The organism is Aeromonas sp. 160P (assembly GCF_055193095.1).
In genome coordinates this window covers 2,451,855-2,464,199 of record NZ_JBUXKV010000001.1, presented here as the reverse complement: position 1 = coordinate 2,464,199, position 12,345 = coordinate 2,451,855, and the positions used below count along the sequence as shown (strand labels likewise).

Annotated in this window: 6 protein-coding genes; 3 read left to right on the top strand and 3 right to left on the bottom strand. The window is 61.7% G+C overall.

Translation table 11 applies throughout. The features are described from left to right. Positions 1–27: 27 nt before the first annotated feature. The 3 genes from ACY8FN_RS11655 to ACY8FN_RS11645 all read right to left on the bottom strand — a co-directional run bounded on the left by ACY8FN_RS11655 (position 28) and on the right by ACY8FN_RS11645 (position 7,656). On the bottom strand, positions 28–4,926 hold the full coding sequence (locus ACY8FN_RS11655; RefSeq protein ID WP_463100095.1) for an alpha-2-macroglobulin family protein: 4,899 nt from the start codon (positions 4,924–4,926) through the stop codon (positions 28–30). 165 nt (positions 4,927–5,091) lie between these two features. Next, positions 5,092–5,751 (bottom strand): DedA family protein, encoded by a 660-nt coding sequence (locus ACY8FN_RS11650; protein ID WP_463100094.1) that lies wholly within the window; start codon positions 5,749–5,751, stop codon positions 5,092–5,094. A gap of 216 nt (positions 5,752–5,967) precedes the next feature. Further along, complete coding sequence (locus ACY8FN_RS11645) at positions 5,968–7,656, bottom strand: FAD-dependent oxidoreductase (protein WP_463100093.1); 1,689 nt, start codon at positions 7,654–7,656, stop codon at positions 5,968–5,970. Positions 7,657–7,791: 135 nt separating this feature from the next. On the opposite strand from ACY8FN_RS11645, the gene ACY8FN_RS11640 reads away from it, so the two are divergent. From ACY8FN_RS11640 to ACY8FN_RS11630, 3 genes are all read left to right on the top strand, one after another. Then, positions 7,792–10,722 carry a sensor domain-containing phosphodiesterase gene (locus ACY8FN_RS11640; RefSeq protein WP_463100092.1) on the top strand — a complete coding sequence of 977 codons (2,931 nt, stop codon included), beginning with the start codon at positions 7,792–7,794 and terminating at the stop codon, positions 10,720–10,722. 65 nt (positions 10,723–10,787) lie between these two features. Beyond that, entirely contained in the window at positions 10,788–11,585 is a 798-nt protein-coding gene (pflA, locus tag ACY8FN_RS11635; RefSeq protein ID WP_463100091.1) for a pyruvate formate lyase 1-activating protein, read from the top strand. A gap of 94 nt (positions 11,586–11,679) precedes the next feature. Next, the gene (locus tag ACY8FN_RS11630; protein WP_463100090.1) at positions 11,680–12,321 is read left to right on the top strand and encodes an energy-coupling factor ABC transporter permease; all 642 of its coding nucleotides are present in this window, start codon (positions 11,680–11,682) and stop codon (positions 12,319–12,321) included. The last annotated feature ends 24 nt before the right edge of the window (positions 12,322–12,345 follow it).

Genomic DNA, 12,345 nt, shown 5'->3' with positions numbered 1-12,345 from the left:
GGGCGAACCCGCTCAAGGGAGGGGACGTTACTCAGAGATGCTCACCTCATGAATATCCTCCCCCACAGCCCGCAGTTCAGGCCGATACATATCCTCCACCTGGGTCGGCGGCACCTGATAGCGACCCGGCGTCACCGCCCGCATCAGGTAGACCAGCTGCTGGTTGCTCCCCTCGCTCAGGTCCAGCGCCGCCGTATAGCGGTCATCGCGAAACGCCTGATGTTTGAGGTAGTCGTTCCACTCGCTCTGCCACGCCGGTTTCCCCTCAATGGAGAGCTCTTCCAGCTTGATGCTATTGCCAAGGGCCAGGTTCTCCAGCTCGAAGCCAGCGGGCACCATCTCCACCAGCAGAGCATCGGGCACCGCCGATTCGCTGCTGACATTGAGCCGCACCACCACCAGATCGCCGACCTTTACCTTGGCGGGATCAAGCGGCTGACCGTCACTGTTGAACCAGCTACGGGCCACACTCATCCCTTTGCTGATCCGTGCTGGCGCTTGTTCGGGGTAGCCGATCAGGGTGCGCTGCACATAGAGGGATCCCTTGCCCTCGTTGCTGACGGCACTGGCAGCCAGCGCCTCGTGGGTGCCCAGCTGCAACGGGGCCGAACCGCTCAGGGATTCGCTGCCAAGGGATGAGGCGACCCTGGCCTGCCAGTCGACAGCAGGGTCAACGCGGGCGAGTCGCAACAGGGCGAGCCGCTCTTGGGTACTGAGCCACTGACGGTGGGCCAGGGTGTCGGCCACCTTGGCACTGAGAGCAGACCAGCTATCCGCAGCCAACTTGTGCCGGCGCAGCAAGGAGAGCTCAAGGGCCTGATCGCGAAGCGGCGAACCGTAATCCCCCAAATAGTCGTCACCGCGCTCGGTCGCCAATGCCCGGCTGAGGGCCTTGGCGGCGTTCTGCTCATCCCCCATGGCCGAGAGTGCCAGCGAGAGGTGCAAGAGCGGCAAGCCAGATCTTGCGTGATCGGCCTGCTGCTCCCAGATAAGGCGCAGGGTAGCGAGCGGCGCCTTGCCCACACGAGCCAGCACATAGGCGCTGTAAGCCTGATAGGCCAGCCGGCTGTGCTCGGGGGCACTGCTCCAGCGCTCGCCGTACTGGCTGTCGGTGAGATAGCTCTGCAGCCGGTTCAGGGCCTGATTGAGCATCGCCTCCGGCACCGCATCGCCTGCCTCCTTGCGGGCCAGCAGGTAGTCGGCGGCATAGGCGGTGAGCCACTGCTCCTCGTCGGAGCGGCCATCCCAGAGGCCAAAACCGCCGCTTGGCAGTTGTAACCGCTGTAGCCGTTGCAGCAGGGCGCGCTGCACATCCGCCTCGCTCGCAGGTGTCTTGCCCTCTGCGGGTTTGCTCCAGGCGATGCGCTCATCTGCCGTGGTCAGCAGATAGGGCCAGGCGCGCGACAAGGTCTGCTCCAGACAGGCGTAGGGGTAGTCAGCCAGCGCCTGCCACTGGGCTGCCGGATCCCAGGGCGGGGTGCCGGAGAGGCTGAGCAGCCCCTGCAGATTGGTGGGATCCAGCCCGGCCAGCTCACCTGGCGCAAAGCTCATCTGCTGGCCGGGAGCCAGCATCTGGTAGCGCTGGCGAGTCTGGGCAGGCCAGGGGGAGCGCAGCGGCAGAGACCAGTCGCGGCTGATGGCAAAATCCTTGCCGCTGGCCGCCAACTGCAGGCTTGCCACACCGCTCGCCCCGGTCACGGTGAGCGGCAGGGTCAGCCACTGCTCCTCGCCGTTTTTGAGGGAAAGGGTGCTAGGCAGCTCGCCGCTTGCCTTGAGCCCGCCATTGAGGGTCCACACTAGGGAGAGGGCCTGATCCTCGCCACTCATGTTGCGCAGCTGCACCAGCGCCCGGGTCTCATCCCCTCTGGCGCCAAAGCGCGGCCAGCCAATCTCGGCCACCAAGGGGGCCACCACCTTGACGGCGCGCTCGGCCTCGCCGACTTGCTGTTCGTTCCAGGCCAGCGCCATCAGTGCCAGCTCACCGTTGAAGTTGGGCAGATCGAGCGGGATCACCGCCTTGCCCTGCTCGTCAAAAGTCACCTCGCCACTCCAGAGCGCCGCTACTTCGACCCGGCTCTCCAGCGCGCCGCCCTTTTTCAGCGGCGCCCGATCGCCCCCATAGTTGAGGCGGGCCAGCTTACCATCCTGCGGCGGGATCACCTGGCCGTAGTTGTCGAACAAATCTTGGGCGAAGCGCTTGCGGCCAAAGAAGATCTCGAACGGGTCGAGGGGCTGGTAGTCGCTGATGTTGAGCACGCCCCGATCCACCGCGGCCAGCACCACGCGCCCCTGACTGTTGGGGATGGAGGTGGCGGTCACTTCCAGTCGGGTGAGTGGCACCGCTTTATCAGGCGCGCTCAGGGTCAGCGGCAGACGGCGCGCTTCTCGATCGAGGGTGAGCGGCACCAGACCGACCGAACGCAGGCTCTGCACACTCTTTTGGTTCACCGGCTTGGAGTCGCTGTCTGGCGCGGCGATCTGGGCCGAGATATGTAGATCGTGACGCTGCCACTCGGGGCTGATCGGGATCTCGAACTCGCCGCGGGCATCCTTGGCATCACCATCGGCCCCCTTGAGCTCGATACGCTGCCACCAGCGCAGACCGTCGCCATCCTCCACCAGCAACAACCCCTTGCCGGGGCGCGGGGCCACCAGCGTCACTTTGGCCTTGTCACCCGCCAGATAGGCACGCTTGTCGAGGGTGATGGCAATCTTGTCGGGCCGTGCCTGCTCGCCACCGCCGCCCCAGGCGTAACTGCCGATCTCTACCCGCAGGCTCGATTGATGGCCCTGACTGTTCTCCACCTCCAACCGATACCAGCCCGCCGCCAGCTGCAAACTGAGGGGGGTCGGCCCCTTGCCGTCCAGCATCAGGGTCTGCTCCTGTTCCAGATAGGGCTGACTGTTGAACTCGTACTTCCACCCCTCCCCATCGGCGTAGTGCCAGTAGTAGTCGCGGTACTCGTTGATGAGGCGCACCTTCACCGCCCCCGCCACCGGCTGACCTTGCTCATCGAAGTTGAGGATCTGGAAGGGGAGCGGTTTGCCTCCGTCCACCCGATCAGCAACGAAATCGGCCCTGAGCGCTGGCCACTGGCTGCCCGCGGGCCAGCCAAACTGGGTGCGACTGCGATTGACGGCACGGCCACCGGGCTCGGACAAGGAAACCCGATAGGCCACCTCCAGCGGCCCGAGGGCACGCACACCATCGAGTTCATCTTGCAGCGAGAAGGTCCCCTGCCCCTGCGCATTGAGGGTGAGACTCCGCGGCTCGAGATCCTTGGCCTGCTCGGCCAGCAGCACGTCACCCAGAGTGAACTCCTGCCATTGGGTAAAAGGCATGGTGGCGCGGCTGATTTTCACCTCCGCCTTCGCCTTGGTGGCGCTCGCTGGCGCGCCGTAGAGATAGTCCCCTTGCAGCGGCAGGGTGAGCGCCTGTTGCGGGGTCAGCAATTCCCCATCCGGCCCCTTGCCAAGCTGCAGTTTCAAGCGCTCTGGCAGAAACTCCTCCACCAGAAAGGGCCACTCGAAGCGGCTGCCAGCAGCGGTCTTGAGGTTGATGGTCCAGCGCCCCAGCGGCGCATCGTCCGGCAAGCGCAGACCGTAGTGGGCGGCGCCAAGATTGTCCGGTAGCAGTCGTTTCTGTTCGAGCAGCTGACCGTCCGGCTGTTTCACCTCCAGCTCCACCGCCATCCCCGGCAACAGCTGGCCATCTTGGCCCTTGAGCAGGATCTCGCTATCGAGCCGCTCACCGGGGCGATAGAGATCGCGCCCGCTGAACAGATAGAGCTGCTGGGCCTGCCAAGGCTGGGTGCCGAGATCGAAGGTGGAGAGATCGAGCGCAGCACCATCGAGGCGCAGCACCGCCAGATGCTTGCCCTGCTCGGCCAGCAGCAGGCGGGCCCCCTGCACCTGATCGAAACGACGATGACCCTGCAGATCCGTAGTTTGCACCTGCAGCCGGTTGCCCTTCTCGTCGAGCAGGGAGAGCTGCACATCCTTGAGCGAATCTGCGCTGGCCAGCGAGCTGACGAACACCTCCAGCTGATCGCGGTAACGGCGGGCACTGAGCCCCATGTCGCTCACCGCGAAATAGGTGGTCTCCTTGCGCCAGTCGTAGTTGCCAAGGGGCGACATCACCGCAAAGTAGACACCAGCCTCGGCCAGCTGCGGCTCCTTCACATTGATAAGGCGGGTCTCACGCCGGTTGGCATCGAGCTCAAGGGCGTAGCGGCCACTGAACACCCGCTTGGCGCGCTGGGTGATCTGCTCAAGCTCCCAGTTGCCCATGCCGGCGCCGGGGCGATACTCCGCCAGGAAACGGGGCAGGTATTCGGCATCGACCCGGAAGAAGTCGATATTGACCTCATCCACGTTGACTGCGCTGATGGGCAGGCGAAGTTCCTGCCGCAGCGGCAATACCATGCCGCTGGCGGTAAAGGAGGCCCCCGCCTCCAGCGGCCGGGTCTTGAGGGTCCAGCTCTGGGGCCCAGGGCCCAACCCCGACTTGAGGCTCACCTCGTAGCTTTTATCGGGCTGAACGTTCGGAAAATAGAGGGTGCGGCCATCGTCGGCGAGGATCCACTCCCCCTGCACCTGCTTGCCCCCTTCACTGACAGAGAGCCAGCTCTGCCAGTTTGCCTTGGGCGCCAATGGGCCGGAGAAGACCAGCGCCAGCGCCGGGGCATCCCGATATTGGCGGGCATTGGCTTGTACCACAGAATCCGGTGTGCCCGCCTCTTGCTGCGCGGCAGGTTGCGTGATCGGCCCATTAGTTGTGACATGAGTGACAGGCTTGTCAGGGCCGCAACCGGCCAGCAGCAAACCGGCCAGCCCACAGAGCAGCAGGGCCGACCAGCGCTGGCGCAGGGAGCCGGTTACAGCAGTAGATCTGTGAGAAGCAGGGGGAGAGTCGAAGAGGCGCATAGGTTCCATCCCGAGTTGGAGCGCTGCAAGCACAGCGTGGCAGGAAACAGGATAAGGCATCCTGCTCACCCGACACAAAGCTCATTACCCGGATGGGCACAATTCAGCACCCCGGCTGCACCATAACCCCCTTGCACACTCATTTAGTGCGGCAAGGGTTGTCATCTAGTCGTGGGTGGTCTGGTTTTTTGCCCCGCCTTTGAACCAGCGGAACAGGATGGCCATGACGGCAGCCAGAAACAGCACCAGCGAAGTAATCAGCAGGGCGCGGGTCAACAGCTCGCTGTGGTGGAGGAAGAAGGGGGTATTCATCGCCAGCTTGCCCACCAAACTCAGACACAGTGACCAGAGCACGGCACTGGCAAAGCTGGCCACGCACATGCGCACTATGCTCAGGCGGCTAATCCCCATCAGCATGGGGGTCAGCACCCGCACGAACGGGATAAAGCGGGAGGAGAACATCGCCAGAAAACCGTACTTTTTCAGCAGCCGGGTCGCCTTGGGCAGGCTGTCGGGGGGCAACATCCGCTCGATATGATCCATAAAGCAGGTGCGCTGCAGTGCCCGTCCCTGCCAGTACGCCAGCACGGATCCCAGACCCGCCGCCAGCGGCAGATAGATGAGCGTGACCTCAGTGCCAAATACTCCCATGCCCACCAACCCACCGGCCAGCAGTACCAGGCTGTCCCCCGGCAGGGGCAGGAAGACGAATGCGGACTCCAGCAGCAGTACCAGCATCAGGCAACTGATCAGCAGGGGTACCGCCTGCATCTGAACCAGGGCGTCAAAATCCTGATGCCAAATGGCCATCAGCATATCCAGCATGTCACTCTCCCTACTACACGGTTCATCATGAACGAGGCAGGGGTTATAACACCCATCCCCTGAACAAAACGTTAATTTTGTCCGGCACAGGAAAAAAAGTGTGTCGAAATATTGCCGCAACAAGGGGGGATGCAAGGAGGGCAAACTGCAGAGACAAAAAGCCCCTCATCTTGCACGCACAAGGGAGAGGGGCAAACAGGCACAGAAATAAAACGGTTACTCGGCGGTGGCCATCTGCCAGGTTTTGAAACCGCCGGAGAGATTCTTCACTTTAAAGCCGTGCTGGCTCAGCAGGCGGCAAGCGACGTGACCGCGCAACCCAACCTGACAGCTGATCAGCAGCTCTTTGTCCTTGGGCAGCTCATGGAGGCGACCACGCAACTCGTCGAGGGGGATATGCAGGGCACCGGGGATGCGGCCCAGCTTGTCGAGCTCGGGGCCGTTGCGCACATCCACCACCAGTTGATGGGGGTTGCGGGCCTGCACCTCGGCCACGTGGCAGAGCAGGGTGTCCCCCTTCAGGTGGTTGCTCGCCACAAAGCCCGCCATGTTGATCACATCCTTGGCCGAGCCAAAGGGCGGCGCATAGGTGAGCTCCAGATCCTGCAGGTCAAACACGGTGAGACCGGCACGCTGGGCCACCGCCAGTACGTCGATGCGCTTGTCGATGCCATCCTTGCCGATGGCCTGTGCGCCATAAATCTTGCCATCCGGGGCAAACAGCAGCTTGAGGCTGACCGGATGGGCCCCCGGGTAGTAACCGGCGTGGCTGCCCGGGTGGACATAGACCTTCTCGAACGGCAGCCCCAGCTGTACCAGTCGCTTCTCGTTGAGGCCCGTGCTGGCCACCGCCAGATCGAACAGCTTGCAGATGGCCGTGCCCTGGGTCTTCTTATAGGTTTCGCTGCGGCCCAGCATGTTGTCGGCGGCGATGCGTCCCTGCCGGTTGGCCGGGCCCGCCAGCGGGATCAGCACAGACTCGCCGGTGACAAAATCAGTCTCTTCCACCGCATCCCCCACCGCATAGATAAAGGGATCCGAGGTGCGCATCCCGGCATCCACCTTGATGCCACCACGCGGGCCCAGCTCCAGCCCCGCCTTGGCGGCGAGCAGGGTTTCCGGTTTGACGCCGATGGCGAGGATCAGCAGACCGGTATCAAGGTGTGAACCGTCATTGAGGGTCAGACGCAGGCCACCGCTGTTGGCGGTCGGCACGGCGGAGGTCTTCTCGGCAGGCAGATCCAGACTCTCGATGGCGGAGAGGCCGGTGCGCAGCCGCAGATCGATCCCCTCTTCGCGGATGCGGGCATGGAGCATGTTGGCCATCTCCTTGTCCACCGGTGCCATCACCTGATCGGCCAGCTCCAGCAGGGTGACATCCAGCTTGCGCTGGTGCAGCGCCTCCATCATCTCCAGCCCGATAAAGCCGCCTCCCACCACGGTGACGTGGCGCGGCTGATCGTGGTGCAGGCCCGCCAGAATGCGATCCATGTCCGGGATATTGCGCAGGGTATAGACATGGGGGCTGTCGATGCCGGGGAAAGGAGGACGGATCGGCGCCGCCCCCGGGCTCAACAACAGCACATCGTAATGCTCGCGCTGCTCTTCACCGGTTTGCAGGTTGCGCACCAGCAAGGTCTTGCCCGCCTTGTCGATCTCGATCACATCGTGGAACACCCGCACATCGACGTTGAAACGGCGCTTGAAACTCTGGGGAGTCTGCAGCAACAAGGCATCCCGATTGGGGATATCGCCCCCGATGTGGTAGGGCAGACCGCAGTTGGCGAAGCTGACAAATTCGCCCCGCTCGAACATTACTATCTCAGCCTCTTCACTCAAACGACGAGCGCGAGCCGCTGCCGATGCGCCCCCCGCGACACCACCGATAATCAGGATCCGTTTCATCTGCAAGACTCCTCATACGTGATAATTGGCAATAAATTAGACTTTTCTAATTTAGAATTCAATGAAATTTTGTTTCACACAATTTTGCAGTATTCTTGCAACCCCGACAGTTGTTTAACAGGATGTTGTTTGTTCATGTCGTCTACCGCACTGAGTCATCTTCCTCCTGCCCTCCAGACGCCGCTCTTTTTCCGGCTGGATCTGCGCAGTCAACGGCTGGTCGCCCTGACCGACGTGATGCAAACCCCGCTCTACTGGCTCGACGAGCCGCGCGCCCCCTGGCCTGCCCAGCTGCCCGATGCCCTGCGACTGCCCATTGAACAACTGTTGGCCAATGGCCAGGGCGGCAAGATCACAGTGCGCTTTGCCAACCAGCTGTGGCACATCGCCCTTGCCCACGAGCAGGATGGCTTTTGGCTCATCTGCCTGCAAAACCTGCGACAAGCGCCGGTTGCCGATCTGGGCTTGCAGTTGCCACGGCTCAGCCAGATGGCGAGCCAGCAGCAGTATGCGCTGCTGCTTGAGGCCCTTAAAGAGAGTTTGGGGGCCGATCGGCTCATCCTTTGGCACTATCAGGCCAATGGCGATCTGGGCTGCGAGCAGCTCACCCCGGTGTTCACCTTGGGGGTCGAGGCGCTCTACCCCATTCGCGGGGACAGCCGCTATATTCGCGCCCTGCGCACCCGCAAATCGTTGAGCTTCTCGGAAGCGGCCCACCAGCCGATGCTGAGCAACCATCTCTATCTGACCAGTGCCGGTGTTCGCTCGCGCCTCGATGGCGCCCTGCTGGAGCAGGACAAGCTGTTCGGGGTGCTGAGTCTGGAATATCTCGACCCCACGCCATTCAGTGACGATATGTTGCTGCTGGTTCGCCACTGTGCCCAGTTGCTCGGCAACTGGCAGCCCAGCCAGCAGGAGCCTGAACTGGCATTGCCTGCCGAGCTCAATCACCTGACCGGGATCCGTTATTGCGAAACCCTGGTTCACTGGGCCATGGCCACCAGCGGTGCTCGCATTGGCTGGGTCGGCGAGTTTCAGCCCCGCGGCCAGGAACTCTGGATTATTCCCCGCTACGTCTGTAACGAAGAGGCATTATGCCCCCGTAAACCTATCCAGCTAGATCCCGGTCCTGCCCTGGAGCTGTTCCAGCATGGCAAGGCTATCTATGTGGAAGATCTGCCATTGCGCTACCCCAAAGCGCCGCGCTTACTGGCCCTCAATGCCAGCGCTTATATAGGCATTCCACTACATGGCCCGGATAGTACCCCGATCGGGCAGCTCACTCTGCTGCTAGACACGCCGTTGAGCGATCCTGACACCTTGCTCGACTTGCTGAGCAGCCAGCACGAGCGGGCCGCTATCGAGCTGCAGCGTCTGGCTGCCGACGACGCCCTGCGGCTGGCGGAAGTGGCCTTCAATACCCATGATGGTCTGCTGGTGATGGATCAGAGCGGCATCGTTCTCAAGGTTAACCACTCCTTCAGCCGGATCACCGGATTCAGTGACGTTGAGGTGATCGGTCACTCCATTCGTAAACTGCGCCCCACCTACTACGGGGATAACCTGAGGGTGGATGTCACCCGCACCGTCACCGAGCAGGCATTCTGGCTCGGAGAAGAGCGCTGCCTGCACCGGGATGGCCACCTGTTGCCAATCCGGTTGATGGTCAGTGGCGTCAACAATGATCTGGGGGAGCTGAGCCATTTCATCTGCAGCTTCTACGACATCACTCAAGAGAAAGAGGCGGCCAGGCACATCGAGCAGCTTGCCTACTATGACGAGCTTTGTGGCCTGCGTAATCGGCGCAGCCTCAACACGATTTTGCAGCAAACCCTGAGCGAACCCAGTGGTCAGTGGGGCGCCCTGCTGCTGCTGGATCTCGATAACTTCAAGTCGATCAACGACTCCCTCGGCCACGCCTGTGGCGATCAACTGCTGCAGGCAGTGGTGCTGCGTTTCCAGGATCTTCCCCAGGACAATCTGGTGCAGGCGCGCATTTCAGGGGATGAGTTTGCCCTGCTCTTTACCCAGCTTGGACAGGGGGCAGTCACCGCCAAAATTTTGGCCGAGCACTTTGCCCGCGAGCTGATGGGGCTGTTTCGCACCCCGTTCGACATCGGCGATCACAAGCTGCACTGCAGCGCCTCGGTGGGGATCAGCCTCTTCTCCAGCAACGAGACGGATCATCTGATCCTGATGCAACAGGCCGACACCGCGACCCACATGGCCAAGCGAGCCGGTCAGGGCAACTATGTCTTCTTCACCGAGGCGATGGCCCAGCACGAGAAGAACCGGCTGACCCTCACCAATGAGCTGCGCGATGCCCTGCGTCATCACGAGCTGCACCTGCACTACCAGCCGCAATACCGGGTCGATAATGGCTCGCTGTCGGGCATAGAGGCGCTGCTGCGCTGGCAGCGTAGCGATGGCACCATGGTGCCGCCCGCCGAGTTTATCCCCATCGCCGAGGAGACCAGCCTGATCCTCGAGATTGGCTACTGGGTGATGAAAACCGCCTGCGCCCAATACAGCTTCTGGCTCAACCGTGGCTTGCAGATCCCCCATCTGTCGGTCAACGTCAGTGCCCGCCAGTTCCACACCCAGGGCTTCGTGCAACAGGTGGAGTACATACTGCGCGATACCGGCGTGCCCCCCTCCCGCCTGCTGCTGGAGGTGACCGAATCGGTGGTGCTGGAAAATCGGCGCGAGAGCATAGCCCGAATGCGCCAATTGAAGGAGCTGGGTATCCTCATCTCCATCGATGATTTTGGCACCGGCTACTCGTCACTGGCCTATTTGCGGGATCTGCCCGCCGATGAGGTGAAGCTGGACAGAAGCTTCATTCAGACCCTGGTGCACAGCGAACAGGACAGGGCCATCGTCAAGGCGATCCTCGACCTGGCTCAGGTATTCCGCTTTACCGTCACCGCCGAAGGGGTGGAAGAGGAGGCGCAGCTGGCCATCCTCAAAGGGCTGGGATGCCAGCATTATCAGGGATACCTCACCAGCCGCCCGCTCACCGTCAAGGCCCTTGAGCAGCTGCTCGGCAGCCGGGCGCCAGACTAAAGGTGTAGGATCAATAGGGGTTTATGTAATAAAATAACGTCCTGCTCGAATCGTTGGAGTTGTCTATGACTGTCATTAATCGGATCCCAGCCGTTGAAATCAGCCAACCGGCCGCATCTCAAGGCACCCTTGGCCGGATCCATTCCGTTGAAACCTGCGGCACTGTCGATGGTCCGGGAATACGCTTTATCGTATTCATGCAAGGCTGCCTGATGCGCTGCAAGTACTGCCATAATCGCGATACCTGGGATACCCAGGGTGGTCGTGAAGTGACAGTGCCGGAGTTGATGAAGGACATCACCAGCTATCGTCACTTCATGAACGCTTCTGGCGGCGGGGTGACCGCCTCCGGCGGTGAAGCCATGCTGCAACCGGCCTTCATCACCGAACTGTTTGCCGCCTGTAAAGAGCAGGGTATTCACACCTGCCTCGACACCAACGGCTTCGTCCGTCATCTCGATGAACAGGTCGACAAGCTGCTTGAACATACCGATCTGGTCTTGCTCGACATCAAGCAGATCAATGACGATAAACACATTCCGCTGACCCACGTCAGCAACCGCTATACCCTGGAGTTTGCCCGCTATCTGGCCGCCAAAGGCAAGACTATCTGGATCCGCTACGTGGTGGTGCCAACCTGGAGCGACGATGAAGAGAGCGCCGAAGGGCTCGGCCAGTTTATCGCCGAACTGGGCGACAGCGTCGAGAAGATCGAACTGCTCCCCTACCATGAACTGGGCAAACACAAGTGGGATGTGTTGGGCGACCCTTACGAGCTGAGCGGGATCAAGCCCCCCAGCAAAGAGGTCATGGAACGGGTCAAGGGCATCCTCGGCAAGTACCATCACAACGTCAAATATTGATGGTGAAAGCAGGCTGACTCGTCAGCCTGCTTTGCTATGGGCAGGTCAGGAAGGCCGCCCGGAGTCACCCCTTACTGCATGAATGGACGACAAGATGAGTGAAGGACAACTCGCCGCCCTCCTGATCTGGCTGGTACTACTGGCCTTTAGCCTGCGCCGCTCTTTGTGGCAAACCCTCCATGGCACCCCACTCTATCAGCACCTGTTGCTCGGCAGTGCCATCGCTCTCGTTCCTCTCTGGTATTTGCGGGCCGGTTTGCATGAGGGGCTGGAAGTGCATTTTCTCGGGCTCACCACCCTCACCCTGCTGCTGGGCTGGCGACTGGCGTTGCTCGCCCCTTGTCTGACCCTGCTGGTGCTCGGTTACTTCGGGGTCACCAATCTGGCTGACTTTGGCTGGCAAGCGCTGCTTGGTATCGCCCTGCCGGTGGCTACCAGCTGGCTGCTGTTTCTGGCCAGCTGGGCCTGGCTGCCACGCCATCTCTTTGTCTATATCTTCGTGGCGGCGTTTCTCGGCGGCGCCATCACCATCTCGGTCAAGGTGGCGGCCAGCGCGTTGCTGATGGGGCTGAGCGACAGCTACCCCTGGCACACCATCACGGCGGATTACCTCTCCATCTGGCCACTGCTGCTGTTCCCCGAAGCCCTGCTCAACGGCATGGCGATGACGGTGCTGGCCATCTACCGTCCCCACTGGGTCAACACCTTCTTCGATCGCACCTATCTGGGCCAATAGCTCCCTTTTTCCCTGACAAGCGCC

Excerpts from the sequence above, each read along its gene's own strand:
- ACY8FN_RS11655 (WP_463100095.1), bottom strand. The coding sequence starts at position 4,926 with ATGCGCCTCTTCGACTCTCCCCCTGCTTCTCACAGATCTACTGCTGTA.
- ACY8FN_RS11650 (WP_463100094.1), bottom strand. The coding sequence starts at position 5,751 with ATGCTGGATATGCTGATGGCCATTTGGCATCAGGATTTTGACGCCCTG.
- ACY8FN_RS11645 (WP_463100093.1), bottom strand. The coding sequence starts at position 7,656 with ATGAAACGGATCCTGATTATCGGTGGTGTCGCGGGGGGCGCATCGGCA.
- ACY8FN_RS11640 (WP_463100092.1), top strand. The coding sequence starts at position 7,792 with ATGTCGTCTACCGCACTGAGTCATCTTCCTCCTGCCCTCCAGACGCCG.
- pflA (WP_463100091.1), top strand. The coding sequence starts at position 10,788 with ATGACTGTCATTAATCGGATCCCAGCCGTTGAAATCAGCCAACCGGCC.
- ACY8FN_RS11630 (WP_463100090.1), top strand. The coding sequence starts at position 11,680 with ATGAGTGAAGGACAACTCGCCGCCCTCCTGATCTGGCTGGTACTACTG.